General features: G+C 50.6%; 15 protein-coding genes. 5 read left to right on the plus strand and 10 right to left on the minus strand.

Features of this window, described 5'->3' with window-relative positions; translation table 11 throughout:
- Positions 1–101 precede the first annotated feature (101 nt).
- Both QWY30_RS01620 and ytfE read right to left on the minus strand, forming a co-directional pair.
- On the minus strand, positions 102–665 hold the full coding sequence (locus tag QWY30_RS01620) for a hemerythrin domain-containing protein (RefSeq protein WP_290237636.1): 564 nt from the start codon (positions 663–665) through the stop codon (positions 102–104).
- Complete coding sequence (gene ytfE / locus QWY30_RS01625) at positions 662–1,360, minus strand: iron-sulfur cluster repair protein YtfE (RefSeq protein ID WP_290237637.1); 699 nt, start codon at positions 1,358–1,360, stop codon at positions 662–664. Before ytfE ends, QWY30_RS01620 begins: the two co-directional genes overlap by 4 nt.
- Before the next feature lie 197 nt (positions 1,361–1,557).
- Between ytfE and norR the strand changes: the two genes are divergently transcribed.
- A complete protein-coding gene (gene norR / locus QWY30_RS01630) occupies positions 1,558–3,123 on the plus strand; it encodes a nitric oxide reductase transcriptional regulator NorR (protein WP_290237638.1) in 1,566 nt (521 codons plus the stop codon).
- Here the strand turns inward: norR and QWY30_RS01635 are convergent.
- Positions 3,107–4,063 carry a LysR substrate-binding domain-containing protein gene (locus tag QWY30_RS01635; RefSeq protein ID WP_290237639.1) on the minus strand — a complete coding sequence of 319 codons (957 nt, stop codon included), beginning with the start codon at positions 4,061–4,063 and terminating at the stop codon, positions 3,107–3,109. The genes norR and QWY30_RS01635 overlap by 17 nt on opposite strands.
- A gap of 120 nt (positions 4,064–4,183) precedes the next feature.
- Here QWY30_RS01635 and QWY30_RS01640 point away from each other — a divergent pair, with 120 nt between their 5' ends.
- From QWY30_RS01640 to QWY30_RS01655, 4 genes are read left to right on the plus strand one after another with little or no spacing between them, the layout of a single operon-like run.
- Positions 4,184–5,122, plus strand: a complete 939-nt coding sequence (locus QWY30_RS01640) for a dihydrodipicolinate synthase family protein (protein ID WP_290237640.1) — start codon at positions 4,184–4,186, stop codon at positions 5,120–5,122.
- Positions 5,123–5,166: 44 nt separating this feature from the next.
- Positions 5,167–6,132 (plus strand): Bug family tripartite tricarboxylate transporter substrate binding protein, encoded by a 966-nt coding sequence (locus QWY30_RS01645; protein ID WP_290237947.1) that lies wholly within the window; start codon positions 5,167–5,169, stop codon positions 6,130–6,132.
- On the plus strand, positions 6,122–6,820 hold the full coding sequence (locus tag QWY30_RS01650; RefSeq protein WP_290237641.1) for an SDR family NAD(P)-dependent oxidoreductase: 699 nt from the start codon (positions 6,122–6,124) through the stop codon (positions 6,818–6,820). The genes QWY30_RS01645 and QWY30_RS01650 overlap by 11 nt, the downstream gene beginning before the upstream one ends.
- A 13-nt stretch (positions 6,821–6,833) precedes the next feature.
- Positions 6,834–8,000 carry a mandelate racemase/muconate lactonizing enzyme family protein gene (locus QWY30_RS01655; protein WP_290237642.1) on the plus strand — a complete coding sequence of 389 codons (1,167 nt, stop codon included), beginning with the start codon at positions 6,834–6,836 and terminating at the stop codon, positions 7,998–8,000.
- Position 8,001: 1 nt separating this feature from the next.
- On the opposite strand, the gene QWY30_RS01660 is transcribed toward QWY30_RS01655, so the two are convergent.
- From QWY30_RS01660 to QWY30_RS01690, 7 genes are all read right to left on the minus strand, one after another.
- Entirely contained in the window at positions 8,002–8,826 is an 825-nt protein-coding gene (locus QWY30_RS01660) for a transporter (protein ID WP_290237643.1), read from the minus strand.
- Positions 8,827–8,895: 69 nt separating this feature from the next.
- On the minus strand, positions 8,896–9,876 hold the full coding sequence (locus tag QWY30_RS01665) for a Bug family tripartite tricarboxylate transporter substrate binding protein (protein ID WP_290237644.1): 981 nt from the start codon (positions 9,874–9,876) through the stop codon (positions 8,896–8,898).
- A 22-nt stretch (positions 9,877–9,898) separates the two neighbouring features.
- Positions 9,899–10,486: a peroxidase-related enzyme gene (locus QWY30_RS01670; protein ID WP_290237645.1), complete on the minus strand. Its 588-nt coding sequence runs from the start codon at positions 10,484–10,486 to the stop codon at positions 9,899–9,901.
- The gene (locus QWY30_RS01675) at positions 10,483–11,019 is read right to left on the minus strand and encodes a CMD domain-containing protein (protein WP_290237646.1); all 537 of its coding nucleotides are present in this window, start codon (positions 11,017–11,019) and stop codon (positions 10,483–10,485) included. Before QWY30_RS01675 ends, QWY30_RS01670 begins: the two co-directional genes overlap by 4 nt.
- A 36-nt stretch (positions 11,020–11,055) precedes the next feature.
- Positions 11,056–12,513 carry an NAD(P)-binding domain-containing protein gene (locus QWY30_RS01680; RefSeq protein WP_290237647.1) on the minus strand — a complete coding sequence of 486 codons (1,458 nt, stop codon included), beginning with the start codon at positions 12,511–12,513 and terminating at the stop codon, positions 11,056–11,058.
- A gap of 137 nt (positions 12,514–12,650) precedes the next feature.
- Positions 12,651–13,940, minus strand: coding sequence for a threonine/serine exporter family protein (locus QWY30_RS01685; protein WP_290237648.1), 1,290 nt, complete (start codon positions 13,938–13,940; stop codon positions 12,651–12,653).
- Complete coding sequence (locus QWY30_RS01690) at positions 13,930–15,558, minus strand: NAD-dependent malic enzyme (protein WP_290237649.1); 1,629 nt, start codon at positions 15,556–15,558, stop codon at positions 13,930–13,932. The genes QWY30_RS01685 and QWY30_RS01690 overlap by 11 nt, the downstream gene beginning before the upstream one ends.
- Positions 15,559–15,601 lie beyond the last annotated feature (43 nt).

Consider the following 15,601-nt stretch of genomic DNA (forward strand, 5'->3'; position numbering starts at 1 on the left):
TTGTGTGGTGATTGAAGGATTCATTTGACACTCTATGTTGTGTTGTTTGATGAATCCTAACACCACATGTTGTGTTTCAATGAAAAATCATTCGACTTCTTTCAAATCGCTTGATTGAGGTCAAGCGTCCTGTGGCCTCTGCGTAACGCCATGTTCATGCCAATCGTGCGAAGCGTTTCTGGGGGAAGAAACTGGGCGTGGGGATAGATGGACTTTTCTTCCCGATCTGCATGATGCACGTATTTTGTAGCAAACTCATCCAGACACATTGGCGTTGTACCCGGTTTGTTTTCAACAATGTCTCTGAGCCAATTTTCAATTTCGCTCCACAGCACGCCGAGTGCGACGTGCTCTGTTTCAAGCTCTTGAATAGTGATGTTCAAATTTTTATATGACTCTTCACCAAGCGTTGCTGGAGATAAATGCATGAGCGCTGGAAAAAGATCATCTTCTTCGTCCTGGTGATGAAGCGGAGCTGCGATCGTGAAATATCTGAGTACAGACTCGGCGGCTTCTTGTGCTTTCCTATCGATTCCCTTTTTCTCGATGTGATGCGCGATTCGCTGGGTCAGTGTCGCGAATCGTCTGATTTTTTCATGGCAGGCTTCGAGTAGTTCGATGGGTGAATCGAAGCCTGCACTGTGAAGGGAAAAAAAATCAGTCACGCTATGTGGGCCTGTGTCGGAGCCGCTGATCGATCAGCCATGAAAAGAATATTGTTTTCAAGATGAATGTGTTGCATCAGATCCTCCCTGAGTTGACGTAAACCTGCGTATAGCGCGCGCCAAGTATTGCAGGCATCAGCTGGCGCGATGATGTCGTTGGTCAATTGTTCGAGATGCGCGAGCGCCTCACCATGTTGATCATGCTCAAAGCGCATCATTGAGATCGGTGCGGACACTTGCGCGGCGCTGGCTCGACGCAGCATTGGAAATAAGATCTGTTCTTCTTTCATCATATGACTTTCAAGCTCTTGCTGCATATCTGAGAGATGATCGGCGAGACCTTTCGGACAATCGGCGCGCTCTCCGTGCACTTGTTCGACTCGACGCGCAAGTCGAATGAGTTCGGGCAAACCCTCCCTGTGTTGCTGGTGGTACCTCACCAGAATGTGATCGATTAAGGCGTCGTTGCTCTTCTCATGCCAGGGAGAGTGTGTGGTTTCAGTTTGGGTCGCCATGAGTTTGGCGAGCCGATCGAAGATCGGTTGAGGGTTGTTTATTTTGCGTCGTTCGAGAGTTTCGCGCAGACTGCGATGACCACCGCAGCAAAAATCGAGTTTGTATTCATGAAAGATTTGTGTGGCGCCAGGAACGTCGCAGGCGATTGAGCCGATGGAGCGGTCGAGTAGATCAGTCATGTCATTTCCTTTTATGAGTGTGTATACCACTCAAAGCAAATGCCATGCCAGTTTGTAACTTATTGAATTAATTCGATTTAATTTTTAATTGGTTAAAAATACCTTTTAATATTTGGTTAAAAGTACCATTTTTAGGGTTAATATAACCTTATTCATGCGGTCTCTCGCTTTATTCTTACAAAAGCTCAATCACCACGATGAATGCTGAACTGTCTTTAATTGCAGACATGATTGCAGACTTGCCACGCGCAGTCCGCGCACAGCGAATGGTACGTTCGATTCGCGATCAATTTAATTGTCACGCTGTCGGATTGTTAAGACTAGAAGGAGACACTCTTGCACCGGTTGCATTTGAGGGACTGACGCGCGAGGCGATCGGTCGGCGGTTTGTGATCGCACAGCATCCCAGGCTAGTGAGCATTTTATCGACACGCACCCCTGTTCGTTTCCTCCCTGGTAATCCTTTGCCTGATCCTTATGATGGCTTGCTCGATGATCGCGTCGGCGAGCCTTTGCCAGTGCACGACTGCCTGGGGATGAGTCTTCATCTCGAAGGCCACCTGTGGGGCGCATTGACACTTGATGCGTTTGAAGGAAAGTCCTTCAAGGCAACAGATATTGAACGGTTAAGTGCTTTTGCTTTGGTGGTCGAGGCCGCCGTACGCGTGTCTCGCCTCGAAGAGGAAAATCGAAGTCTGCGTCTTTTCAGAGGAAGCGATTCGATCGATCGTTCGACGGTGAGTGTTCCAGATGAAATCCTGGGGCAAAGTGCTGTGATTCAAGCTGTGTTGCGTGAGCTTGACGTCGCCGCTGAGTCAGACCTGCCCATTTTGTTACTCGGTGAAACAGGCGTGGGTAAAGACCTGTTCGCGCAGCGGGTGCATCGTCAGTCTCTCAGACATCGGGGACCTCTGGTTCAGGTCAATTGTGCCGCCTTGCCTGAGTCGTTGGCTGAAAGCGAATTGTTCGGACATATCAAAGGGACATTTTCGGGCGCGACGGCGGACCGTGTTGGACGCATTGAGGCTGCAGAAGGGGGGACATTGTTTATGGACGAGGTTGGTGAGTTGCCGCTCTCCATTCAGGCAAAACTGTTACGTACGCTTCAAAACGGAGAGATTCAGCGGTTGGGCGAAGATACCCCCCGCAAGGTCAATGTTCGCTTTGTATCGGCCACCAATCGCCAGCTGCAGGAAAGTGTCAGAGCTGGACGCTTCCGGGCCGATCTATACCATCGACTCTCGGTATACCCAGTACATATTCCTCCTTTGCGTGAGCGCGGGACGGATGTGCTGATTCTTGCGGGACGCTTTCTCGAGATTAATCGCTCCCGTTTGGGATTGCGTAGTATCAGATTATCGGAGCGTTCGGAGATTGCATTATGTCGTTACGACTGGCCTGGTAACGTCAGGGAGTTAGAGCACGTGATCAGTCGAGCCGCCTTGCGGGCAGTCAGCCGTGGTGCGGATCGCAACGATATTCTGACTCTTGAACCAGAGTTGCTATTGTTGGAAAACTCAGATCGAGTCATTGTTCATGCGTCTAGCAAACTCGAGTCTGACATATCAGATCAGGAACAGAAATTGAGTTCTCACGAAACGCTATCGATGCGTCAGGCTACCGAGTTGTTTCAACGCCAACTCATACAGCGCGAGTTAGCGCGTTTTCAAGGTAATTGGGCCAAGGTATCTCGCAGTCTGGGGATTGATACGAGCAATTTGCATAAACTTGCGAAACGATTGGGGCTCAAGGATGCTTCGTAGTCGCTGAGACTTCAGTCAGCATTTTCCATACCGATTCTGCTGGTTGACTCATCTGGGCTTTTTGTCTGTACAGTTTGATGTCAATGGGAATTTGCCACTGTACCCCACCAGCCAGAACGAGTTCTTTATTATCGAGTTCCTGTTGAATCAAGTACGCAGGTATCCATGCGACCCCACGTCCACTCATTGCCATGGTTTTCAGTAACATCGCGTTGTGAGCTGAAAATACAACCGAGATATTTAACTGTTTTCCTGATTGATTTTGATCGTAGATCAAAGGTTTGAGTTTGGTTCCGGCAATCAACCCAAGCGCCGAACTTTGATTGTATTCAAGCAAAGGAATGACTGAAGTTGAGTCCAGAGAGTATTGGGGAGTCTGGTCTTGCTTGATCGCAGAAATCGGTACGAGTCTATCGCGACCTAACGTCAGTACAGGATAGTTTTCTTGATCCAGACGAGAGGGAATATCGGGATGCCCATACGAAAGCATGAACTGAACTTTCCGCATGCTCATCATCTCGGCGCATGCTTGAAAAGTATCAGAAAATGTCTGGATCGCACTGAAACGATAAGTATTTTCCAAAGATGCCAGCCAGCTCGGGAAAAAAGTTAAAGAAAGGGAATGCGTCACAGCAAAGCGCAAACTTGCAGACTCGGCATCGTGAGCAGCACGCGCTTTAATTCTTGACGCCTCAAGCGCTGCCAGGATGGTTTCGACCTGGGTTTTGAAAGCTGCTCCAGCAGCGGTAGGTTGAACCGGATGCGCTGCTCGGTCTATCAGCTCCACGCCCACCCATTCTTCCAGGGATCGAATATGTCGACTCAGTGCGGGTTGTGCAATGCAGCGAATAGCCGCAGCACGCGAAAAATTCTCTGTTTCGCAGAGCACGGCAAAGTCTTCTAGCCAGTCCAGGTCGAGCGGGCGGTTGCCGGGTCCCATATTGATCTTTGCCTAGAGTAATTCGGACAATGAATAGTTTTATGCGTTTTTAGTATTGGATTGAATGCGCCACACGCAGCAGAATTGAACGGTCTCAATCTTTCAAAGTGTATAACGACTATGCCACAAATCAAGAATTACAAAGGAATCATTCCTGCAATTTCCTGTCCATTTACACCGGATTTTAGAATTGATGAGCCAGCATTAAGAAAGCTGGCTTCCTGGCTCGCGAGCCATGATGGTGTAGTCGCAGTCATGACCAACGGTCATACGGGAGAGGTTTTTTCGCTCACGCCAGAGGAACGCGTCGAAGTCACCCGCATCGTCGCAGACGAGCTGAAAGGAAAAACTCCTGTTATTTCGTCAATTGTCTGCGAAGGTCTTGCAGATGCAGCGTCACATGCAAAGGCTGCCCGCGCCGCGGGAGCTGTCGCTCTTGACGTCATGCCTCCGCATCATTGGTTGCGTTTTGGATTCACGAGAGATCATGCGCTGCAGTATTTTGACGCCATCCATAAAGCGACACCTGATCTTGACTTGGTGTGCCATGTTTACCCAGCATGGACGCGTGCATCGTATTCGTCACAATTATTGGCTGAATTAGCTCAGTTACCCTATTTGCAGGCTTTTAAAGTCGGACAAAGGGATATGAATAAATATGCCCGTGATATTCAGGCCATTCGTGAGGCAGATGCGAGCAAAGCCATCTTGACGTGTCATGACGAATACTTGCTTGCGTCAATGGTGCAGGGAGTCGATGGCGCACTAGTAGGATTTGCAACATTTATTCCGCAGCTCATTATCGATCTCTGGAACGCAGTCAAGGCAGGTGATCTCAATAAAGCAATCGCCATTCAAGCTGTCATCACACCTCTTAAAGATGCAGTCTATGGTGGAGGTGAGCCAACTGGAGAGGCGCATGCCCGCATGAAAGGCGGCATGTATCTTGCTGGTGTCCTGGATAGTCATACGGTACGACCACCGACAGAATTGCCAAGCGCTCAAGAGATGAGTGTTTTGCGCGCAGCTGTTTCGCAGGCGGGTTTGTTAAAGCGCTAAGTTTTAAATAATTTGCTTAACAAGATTGAAATTGGAGACTGATGATGAAAGTGCGTAATATTATTTTTAATGGTTTAACGGCTCTTATAGCGATGACTTCAATCACCGCGTCGGCGCAATCTTATCCAACCAAAGCTGTGCGCGTCATTATTCCATTTCCTCCTGGAGGAACTTTGGACTCTGTCGGTAGAACACTGGCTAATAAACTCAGTGAACAAACTGGGCAACAGTTTGTTGTCGAAAATAGGCCGGGTGGAAATGGAACCATTGGTGCCGATGCCGTTGCGAAGGCACCTGCAGATGGTTACACGTTGTTATTCAATGCATCGACATTCACGACTGCACCGATGACGATGCCTAAAGTGCCATATTCGGTCGTCAATGATTTTGCCCCTGTCGCTTTAGTTGCAAAAGCACCGCTGTCCGTGGCGATCAACAAAGATTTGCCTGTTAAAGACATTAAATCTTTGGCTGCTTACGCAAAATCAAAATCAGATAAAGTGAATTTTGCGGTGGGATCGATCGGCTCTGCAGGGCATTTAGCCACTGAGCAGTTAAAAAAAGCAGGAGGCTTTGATGTCAATATTGTTCCTTACAAAGGAACAGCGCCCGCACTCAACGATTTAGTCGGGGGCCGTATCGATGGCTTTATTGATCCGATTTTGGGTTCCTTGCAATTCCACAACAACGGTATGGTTCGAGTCATTGCGGTGACATCGGCGAGCCGTACACCGAATCTTCCCGATGTGCCCACTGTAGCTGAATCGATTCCCGGGTTCGAAGCTTATAGCTGGTATGGATTGTGGGCCCCTATTAAAACGCCCAGAGCCATTCAGGAACGTTTAAATGCTGAAGTCAATAAAGCACTTTCTTCCAATATCCGTGAGAATTTGATTAAACAGGGTTTATTGGTCACTGATGGTTCGATCGAGGATTTCATCAAGTTTCAAACAGAAGATATGGCTCGATCACAAAAAATTGTCACTGAAGGAAATATTCGTGTCGAGTGAGCAAGGTCAGGTTGTACTTGTATCAGGAAGTAGCTCAGGTATAGGGCGAGCTATTTCTGAGCATTTGTTAGCAGGGGGATGGTCTGTGCTCGGTTGGGATAAAGCCCAATCCAGTATTGAGCATCCTTCTTATCAGCACACTCAAATTGACCTCATGAATGTTGAAGCTGTCCAGCGTGCACTGGTCGATGTCAAAAGCTATGGATTTATCCATGCCGCTGGCATCATGCGCGTGGGTCGGCTTGGAGAGCTTGATTTGTCAGCAGGCAGTCTGATGTGGTCCATTCATGACCAATGTGCTGCAGTCATGACAAACGCCTTGATTCCTCATATGGTGAGTATGGGAGAGGGCAGGGTGATTTTTATCGGGAGCCGGGTTTCCCAAGGAATGCCCGGTCGAGGGCAGTATGCCGCGACCAAAGCTGCTCTCGTGGCGATGGCTCGCAGCTGGGCGGCCGAGCTTGCGCCAACAGGGGTGACTGTCAATGTGGTTTCTCCTGCGGCGACAGCGACGGCGATGCTTTCAGATCCTGATCGAGCGGGTAGTCAGCCACGATTACCACCCATCGGGCGACTGATTGAGCCTAGTGAGATTGCCGCACTCGTCGGCTTTTTATTAACCAAACCCGCTGCAGCCATGACCGGACAGGAATTGATAATCTGCGGTGGTTCTTCCCTTCATTTATAAAGTTTTTTGCATCATGAAAATCGTTAGCATCTTAGAGTCCACCCGTCCGATCAAATCAGATATTCGTAATGCATATATCGATTTCTCAAAAATGACATTAAGTTTGGTTGCCGTTGTAACCGATGTCATCCGTGAGGGCAGACCTGTCGTGGGTTACGGATTCAACTCAAATGGTCGTTACGGGCAGGGCGGACTCATTCGAGAGCGCTTTGTGCCGCGCGTGCTTGAAGCGGATCCCGCCAGCTTGATCAACGATCATGGGAATAATTTAGATCCCCATAAAATTTGGGCTCGGATGATGACGAATGAAAAACCTGGCGGTCATGGTGAGCGTTCTGTTGCCGTGGGTACGATTGATATGGCGGTCTGGGATGCCGTTGCCAAAATTGCCGAGAAACCTCTTTATCAGCTTTTAGCTGAGCAATACGGAAACGGAATTGCTCAGCCCCACGTGTTTGTATATGCCGCGGGTGGTTACTATTATCCGGGTAAAGGCCTCGATCAACTTGGCAAGGAAATGCAGAGTTATTTAGATCGGGGGTATTCGGTCGTCAAAATGAAGATCGGAGGCGCATCGCTCGCCGAAGATTGTCAGCGTATTGAATACGTTCTGAAGATGCTTCAACCGGGTCAACAGCTTGCCGTAGATGCAAATGGACGCTTTGATCTTGCTACGGCGGTCAGTTACGCCAAGGCCTTGTCCCAATACCCGCTTTTCTGGTACGAAGAGCCCGGTGATCCGCTTGATTATGAATTGCAGGCCAAGCTGTCCGAGGTTTATCAGGGATCAATGGCGACCGGAGAAAATCTTTTTTCGATGCAGGATGCGCGTAACTTGATTCGTCATGGCGGCATGCGTAAAGATCGTGACTGGTTACAGTTTGATTGCGCACTGAGCTACGGGTTGGTTGAGTATCTACGCACCTTGGAAATGCTAAAAGAGTATGGATGGTCTCCGAGTCGCTGCATTCCGCACGGAGGTCATCAGATGTCACTCGCCATTGCGGCGGGCTTGGGTCTTGGAGGTAATGAGAGCTATCCAGATTTGTTCCAGCCGTATGGTGGATTTCCGGATGGCGTCAAGGTAAAGAACGGATATGTTGATTTGCCACCACTGCCTGGTATCGGTTTTGAAGGCAAGTCTGATCTGATCACTGAGATGCGTGCATTGGCTCAGTAATTTAAAACTGCCAGGTTACACCCGACATCACGGACCAGTTGTATTCGCGGCTTGGGCTGCCAAGGGCCCGATTACCCATCAAGCCCAGGCCGATTTGCAGATTTTTAACAGGTGCGTATACGGCACCGATCTGCGCATAGGCAACTTGGGCGCTTGTGGCATTCGGGTTCGTCTCCAGGCCCGCATCCACACCCAGTTTCCATTGATGATTCAGCACCCAGACAGGCGCTACGGACACTCCCCAGAGATGTTGTGCCTGTTGCTCCTCTGAACCGCTGTAGGAGAGGTTGCTCGTGTAGCGCGCATTGACATGGACTTCATACTTAGGTTGCAGGTATGAGCTGATCAGCGAGACCGTGCCATTGGTTTTGCCGTTACCCAGTCCTGAGGCTTCCATGCTGCGGGACACGGGAGTAAGTAGAGCAGGTTTGATGGCAAAGCTCCAGCCTTCTTCCGCATCTCCGGCAAAGCGCCATTTAAAACCAATGGAAGAGTTCATCCAGCCGTTGGTGGGTGAGGTTTGACGGATGATGCCAACAAACACGTCGAGATCATCGGTCAGTCCTCGTGTGTAGGTCATTGGAAAAGAATTGCTCGTTCCGAATTCACCGGGGTAATAGGTGCCGTCCTCCGCCAGACCCACGCCGCGTTCTTTGATAAAGATGTAGTTGAGTTCAAGCTGATTGCCGCCTTGGCCTTGGGTGCCGGTGTCATCCGTGATAAAGGGGAAGTAGGCGTGTGCGGGTATTGAACTAAGTACTGAAAATGATGCGGTAAGCGACAAGATGATTGAACGCAAACGCAGGCTTGTAGCACGGTGGGTCACGAGCGACTCCAAATTTATTGTTTTGATAAAAGCAACATTCTAGATGATCGCTCGTTTGAGATGCAAAAATTACTGCGCCTTGATTCCCGCTGCCTGAATCACGGCGCCCCATTTTTCAAGCTCGGCGTTCAGGTGGGCGGATAGCTTTTGCGATGTGCCACCCAGGGGTGTCGCACCAATAGAGGCGAGTTTCTTTTGAAACTCAGGATCCTTCAGAACTTCATTAATTTCAGCATTCATCTTATCGACAATGGGCGCTGGGGTACCCTTTGGTGCCAGCATCGCGAACCAGGTAGATGACTGTAGCTTTGGAAACCCAAGCTCAGCAGTCGTGGGCACATCGGGCAGAGCTGGCGAGCGTGTGTCCGATAAGATCGCCAAGGCTTTAACTTTTTCAGCTTTCACCTGACTGGCGATGCCGGGTACGAGCTGGAACATGAGCTGAATATCATTGGCGATCATGTTGGTGGTTGCTGTACCTGGTGCGTTATAGGGCACGTGAACCATTTTTGCGCCAGTCTGGGTCATGAATAATTCGCCGGCCAGATGCATCGAACTTCCGATTCCGGTTGAGCCAAAGTTGAGCTTGCCGGGATTATTTTTGGCATACTCAACGAACTCCTTGAGCGTTTTGACGGGTTGCCCATTGTTGACGACAAGAATATTGGGGACGTCGCAGATCAGCACAATCGGTGCGAAGTCCTTCTGCGAGTCAAAGCCGGGTGTGGTGTAAAGCTTTGGACTGACAGCCAAAGTACCCGCCCAGGAAAATAGAAAACGATAGCCATCAGGCGCGCTTTTCGCGGCGAAGGATGCGCCAATATTACCGTTGGCCCCAGGTTTGTTTTCGATGACAAAGCTTGTTTTGAGCCGAGTCGCTAATTGTTCGGCTAGCATACGTGCGATCGTGTCGCCCGTGCCACCACCACCGGGTGCGGGGACGACAATGTGTACAGGCTTGCCGGCTTCTGGCCAGGACTGCGCACAGGCAGGTGCGATCAAGGCAGTGAGCATCGCGACAGAGGAAAGGGTTTTAATGATCGAGTGCATGTGCTTCTCCAGGTTGAGGCAGTCAAGCGGATGGAAATACGGGTTCGCCAAGATTGAGCATCAAGCGATTGGCCCAGGCGAAAATCGCGACAGAGTGAATCAGATCAAGAATTTCTGGTTCAGTCAGACCGACATCCTTGAGCGCTTGGATATGTTTGGCTGAAATGGCATCCGGGTGTTCAGTTAACTCAATACTGAATTGAACAATCGCTTTTTCCCTGTCAGTCGTACCTGCGGTGTACGGATCCGTAAAAACCTGCTTGATACTGTCGTTTCTCTTGGCAAGTTGCTCAAAACGCTGGGCATGCACGGAGGCGCAATAGACGCAACCGTTGATGCGTGACACCACGGCGGTCGAGAGCTCACGCTCGGCGCGGGGCATGCCACCCGATGCGTACATGATGGCGTTGAATGCGGCTGAACGTTGTCGCAAAATTTCAGGCTGATGCGCGAGAAAGAGGTAATAGTCGGATTCTTTAGCCTTAGGGTGACTTTCCTCAAGGATGGCAATTTGTTCCGGAGTTGCCTTGTTGATATCGACGACATCGAGCCATGCTTTCCAATCCAACGTTTCATTGGTAAAGCCTTTGATACGAATGACTTCGCTCATGACTGCGCTCCTGATGGATTGAGGGCTTTGAGGGCGTTGAGTCCGGCATAGACTCTGACTTGATAGGACACAAAAGCAATGAGCTGCGCCAGGGCAGTGATTTGAGGGGTGGTGAGGCCTGAGGCTTTCAAGGCCAGCAGAGCTTGTTTATCCGCCTTGACAGGGTCTGTAATCAGTGTCGCGGTAAAGATCAGCATTTGCTTGAGGCGAGGATCGTTGAGATGCTCGAATTGAGCATTTGCCACAGTTTGGATTGTTTGATCGGGTGCCCCTAAAGCTGAGAGCCTTTTTACGTACTCGTTTTTCAGAGTTTCGGACGGCGTCAGCGCGCATGCGAGCAAGGCGACATACAGGCGGTCAATGACTGAAAGTCCTTCGACTGGGGCGCCAAGGAGCAAGTCCTCGCTCCCCTGCGTCGCATCGACCACTTTGGTGCGCTGATGTCTGATCTCGTATGTGGGCGAGCCGGGGATAAGTTCGAGCAGTCTGTCGAGCGTATCCGGTTGTTGCTTCACTGTTTCATGATTTGACATGTCTCTTCCTGATCAATAAATGTGTGTAGGCAAGTATTAGATTTTTTCCAAAGCCTGTGGAGGAGGGGCGACAGACCATTCGTCGCCAATAATTTCAGGTTCAGAAAAGTTTTTAATATTTTCAAAATGATCGGCGATGTCTTCTCGATAAAACAAGCTAACGATGCCTTGAGCAAGTCTTTTTGCGCCATCGCTGATTGCCGGGATATCGCCTGAGACCGTGCCATGAGACAGTGCGGCGGGATAACAAAAGACGTGAATACGCTCTAGACCCGGGCATTGACCTGGATTTTTTTCTTTTAATTCAAAGCTTGCTCCCAAATCAGGGGAGTCTTGTAGCTCTTTGTCCTGCAGGCCTATTTCATGTGTGTAGCGGTCACCCCAGGTGCGAAGATGTTTGGCAATCGCTGCATATTCAGGCCGAGCAAGCCAGTCGATTTTGAATCCTGTCGCAAAAATCAGAAAATCGAGTTCGAATATTCCTTTGGGTGTCTGGATCGCCAAACTGCCGTCTGTATTGATTGTGATTTCATCAATGGGGCAACCTAGGTTAAAACGCGCATTGGCATGCTTCGACACACGCAGAGTGCTGCCACGAGGTGGTGGAACTTGCTGAGCATTGATGTAATGCCGAATTCGCCATTTCCACTCGTCCGGCAAATCAATATGCCCGTGCGTCAGTCCTGGGTTACCCGCTCCCTTGCCTTTGTTGATGCGAGGTAAATCAGGGCGTCGGATCAGCATGTCGACACTTTTTGCGCCACATTCGAGAGCGGTTGCGGCGCTATCCATGGCCGATGCACCCGCGCCAATGACTCCTACGCGTTTTCCTTTAAGTGATTGATAGTCAAGCGCATCAGAGGAGTGTGCTCTGCGCTGTTGGGGGACCTTGCTCGCGAAATCAGGGAGTGAGGGGCCACCCAGGCCGTCTCTGCCCGAGGCAATGACAACACGTCGAGCAAAAATCTTTTCCAAGCCTTTTGGGGTTTGTACCTGAAGCTCGACAAGTTGATCCGCTCTGGGGAGAACTTCAAGGACCTGATGTTCATTTCTGATCTCGAGGTGAGTGACCTTGCGATACCAGCGTAAATACTCCATCCATTGCGTGCGTGGGATTTTGTCGAGCTCTGTCCAGGCTTGCTCACCAAATTGCGCTTCGAACCACGCACGAAAGGTGAGGGCGGGCAGCCCTAGGGCAGGTCCGGTGAGTTGCTTGGGGGATCGGAGTGTTTCCATCCGGGCCGTCGTGACCCAGGGACCCTCGTAGCCCTCTGGCGCACGATCAAACAAGACTGGATGGAGTCCCAGAAGGCTGAGCGCTGTACCTGCTGTGAGCCCAGCCATACCGGCGCCAATGATCGCGACATCAATGACAGACTGGCCCTCATGGGACTTTTTGATCATCCAGGGCTTTGCAGGGAGTTCTAGCCAGGAAAGATCTTGCCTGAGTCGTGCTTCCAGTAAATCGAGGCCATTTGGGGTGTGTGTGTGCATGCGAAGAGTCGAACAATCAAAAGGTGCTTAAACAATGTGCTTAAACGAGGTGCTGAAAAGAATTGTTACTTTTGATTGTCTACTACTAGTGGATATAAAGGCAAATGTTTCTTCTTTATATGCAAATAAGCCCAGTTTTAAAGTCGATGAGCCTGGAGGGAGGCATTCCGTTCCCGTGCTCCAAGCCAGCCATCAATCAGCATTTTCGGCACAATCAGACCAAAAGTCATCGCCATGACGATCAGAAAGGTGGCTGTGCCGTTTGACACCACGTTTGTGAGCATTGGGAGTGTGGCTGAGCTGCCCGCTAAATACACATCGATCAGACCACTGGCTAGTTTGAAGACAAAAATCCCAGGCATCATCGAGACCACAGCACTAAAGGCGAGTGCGGCAAATGGTAGCTTTAAGTATCGTGCCAAGATCGCTGTGATGATCCCTGCGATCAGGCAGGCCACAAAGGCGCCAAGAACGACACCACCACCATTTTCCAGGATGAGCCAGCGGCTAGCATGACAAATCATGCCTACCAAGATCGGTGCGATCAGGACGCGCCAGGGTAGAGAGAAGAACGCTCCAAAAGCAGCGACTGCGACGCCCGCAGACACGATATCAAGCCAGAGTGGCACTTGATCGGAAAGCATTCCGTCAGTCAGAGAGCCGTTGGTCATGGTGAGGCCCACTAATAGGCCCGCACAGATCGCTAATAAGATCATCATGCAATAGGTCAGGCGCGCGAGTCCCAAGCTCAAGCGACCTCTCGCCAGATCGAGTGAGGCGTTCAGGATATGCGCACCGGGCACAAGGATCATGCAGGGTGTGATGTCCACAAACTGAAGCTGCGCGTCAGCAAATAGGTGCTGGGAAGCGCCACCCACAAGTCCCGCGACTGTTGCGGCGACAAGGGGTTGGACGAATAGATTTTCGCCAGCCAAGGCGCGTCGAACGATCGCACCGAGCGCTGCGGCAAAAAAAATCAATGCGAGCGTAAGGTGGCTGGTGACACCAAATATCAATCCGAGCGCCGAGGCGCCCAGACCTGCCATCAATATAAACCGCATATTGCTGCTGGGTTTGAGCGCCGCGATTGCCCTGAGTTCTTGTTCGGAGCGTAAGACTTCTTCTTCGCTGAGTGGCAAGGGCAGGTCAGAGAGCCGATCGATCAAGTGCGTGGTTTTCGCCACCTTGTTCATATCCACGCCGGTGGGACGGACATGAACGGCTTCGTCTCGCCAAGGCGTATGCTCGTCTGCGCCGAGAGCACGAAAACGCAGAAGAATGAGATCCCACTGCGGCAGTACGGCCGCTTCGTAACCGTAGGCGCGCGCCAGACGGGTCGTTGCTTCTATCACGCGTTGCGTCGTCTGGCCATTAGCGTGAAGCAGTGCCGCAGCCCGGACGACGTTCGCAATACGGTCAGTCACCATAAACAGGCTTGTAGGCCATTGCCCGGACGTGCGCCTCGATATCTTTAGGACGCTCGACGCGAGCCAGGTTGTTATCAAACACATATGTGGCGATTTTTGCTGCGGTGTGCAGCGAGGCATCCAGAATTTGTGACTGGGGAGGATAAATCAGGCCAGTGTTCAAATCCTCTTGCGTGACTTGCTCAGCGACAGCCTTGGCGGCGACGATGAACATTTGCTGCGTGACACGCTTGGCCTGAGTGGCCAGTACAGCCATTCCCATTGCCGGGAAAATATAGACGTTATTGCCCTGGCCTGGAACGAAAGTTTTGGCACCTAGTGTGACGGGATCAAAAGGGCTGCCACTCGCGAAAATCGCCTTGCCATTCGACCATTTATAGGCTTCTTCGGCCGTACATTCCGAACGTGAAGTTGGGTTGGAGTAGGGGAAGATAATTGGCTGCGCGTTAACCTTGGACATCGCTTCGATGACTGGCTGATTAAAGAGCTTAGGTACAGTGCTGACACCCACGATGCCATTTGGTTTGATATCGTTGATTGCATCCACAAATGATTGACAGGGTGCGTGTTGGTGCGCAAAAGGCTTTTGAAAATCCGCTAAGTCAGTCCGGGTAGACTCGACCAGTCCATTGATATCAAACAGCCAGTTTCTTGCGCGCGCCTCTTCGATGGTGAGACCTTCCATCACCATAGCTTCACTAATCAGTTCGGCAATTCCGGTCGCAGCGGAACCTGCGCCCATAAACAGGAAGCGTTGATCAGTCAGTTTCTGACCCGTAATGCGTAGGGCTGCGTAAAGTCCCGCAAGCGCGACACCTGCAGTTCCCTGGATGTCGTCGTTATAGGTGCAAATCTTGTCTTTGTAGGTTTCAAGAATTGAGACGGCATTGAAATTCGCGAAGTCTTCCCACTGTAAACAGCATTTTGGATAAAGCGTTTGTACGGCATCGACAAACTCAGCAATGAACGCATGGTACTCATCGCCTCGCACACGTGGTTGGCGTAGGCCAAGGTAGAGTGGGTCGTCCAGAAGTGTCTGATTATTCGTGCCGACATCCAGCGTGATTGGCAAGGTGAGTTCCGGTGGTACGCCGGCGACTGCGGTGTAGAGTGCGAGTTTGCCGATCGGGATACCCATCCCGCCCACACCCAGATCACCCAGGCCGAGAATTCGTTCGCCATCTGTGACAACGATAAAACGGATGTCTTTCTGTGGCCAGTTCGACATGAGTTCTTTCAGTCTTCCCTTGGCGCTAATCGGTAGATAGAGACCGCGAGTGGAGCGGAAAATGTGATCGAATTTCTGACAGGCCTCGCCAACGGTAGGTGTATAGACCAGTGGCATGAATTTCGCCGCATCGGACATCAGCACCGCATAAAAAAGCGTCTGGTTTCGACTTTGCAAGTCCATGAGAAACAAATAGCGCTGCAAGTCAGTATCCAGCATGTCAAGCTGGGTATGCACACGGGCGACTTGAAGCTCAAGGGTATCGACGCCAGGAGGTAAAAGCCCCTCCAGACCCGCCGCTTTTCTTTGCGCCTCTGTAAACGCAGTGCCACGGTTCATGAGTGAGTCGTGGAGGACGGTATAGCCTTTATTTTGAGTGGGGGTCGACATCTGAAAGCTCCGAGCGAAAAGTATCTATATTTAACAAAATGTT

The organism is Zwartia panacis (assembly GCF_030410395.1).
Taxonomy (GTDB): Bacteria; Pseudomonadota; Gammaproteobacteria; order Burkholderiales; family Burkholderiaceae_B; genus Zwartia; species Zwartia panacis.

What these genes read in the sequence shown, in the direction of transcription:
- QWY30_RS01655 (WP_290237642.1), top strand. Translation starts at nt 6,834, where the DNA reads ATGAAAATCGTTAGCATCTTAGAGTCCACCCGTCCGATCAAATCAGAT.
- QWY30_RS01670 (WP_290237645.1), bottom strand. Translation starts at nt 10,486, where the DNA reads ATGAGCGAAGTCATTCGTATCAAAGGCTTTACCAATGAAACGTTGGAT.
- ytfE (WP_290237637.1), bottom strand. Translation starts at nt 1,360, where the DNA reads ATGACTGATCTACTCGACCGCTCCATCGGCTCAATCGCCTGCGACGTT.
- QWY30_RS01645 (WP_290237947.1), top strand. Translation starts at nt 5,167, where the DNA reads ATGAAAGTGCGTAATATTATTTTTAATGGTTTAACGGCTCTTATAGCG.
- QWY30_RS01690 (WP_290237649.1), bottom strand. Translation starts at nt 15,558, where the DNA reads ATGTCGACCCCCACTCAAAATAAAGGCTATACCGTCCTCCACGACTCA.
- QWY30_RS01680 (WP_290237647.1), bottom strand. Translation starts at nt 12,513, where the DNA reads ATGCACACACACACCCCAAATGGCCTCGATTTACTGGAAGCACGACTC.
- QWY30_RS01665 (WP_290237644.1), bottom strand. Translation starts at nt 9,876, where the DNA reads ATGCACTCGATCATTAAAACCCTTTCCTCTGTCGCGATGCTCACTGCC.
- QWY30_RS01685 (WP_290237648.1), bottom strand. Translation starts at nt 13,940, where the DNA reads ATGGTGACTGACCGTATTGCGAACGTCGTCCGGGCTGCGGCACTGCTT.
- QWY30_RS01640 (WP_290237640.1), top strand. Translation starts at nt 4,184, where the DNA reads ATGCCACAAATCAAGAATTACAAAGGAATCATTCCTGCAATTTCCTGT.
- norR (WP_290237638.1), top strand. Translation starts at nt 1,558, where the DNA reads ATGAATGCTGAACTGTCTTTAATTGCAGACATGATTGCAGACTTGCCA.
- QWY30_RS01675 (WP_290237646.1), bottom strand. Translation starts at nt 11,019, where the DNA reads ATGTCAAATCATGAAACAGTGAAGCAACAACCGGATACGCTCGACAGA.
- QWY30_RS01635 (WP_290237639.1), bottom strand. Translation starts at nt 4,063, where the DNA reads ATGGGACCCGGCAACCGCCCGCTCGACCTGGACTGGCTAGAAGACTTT.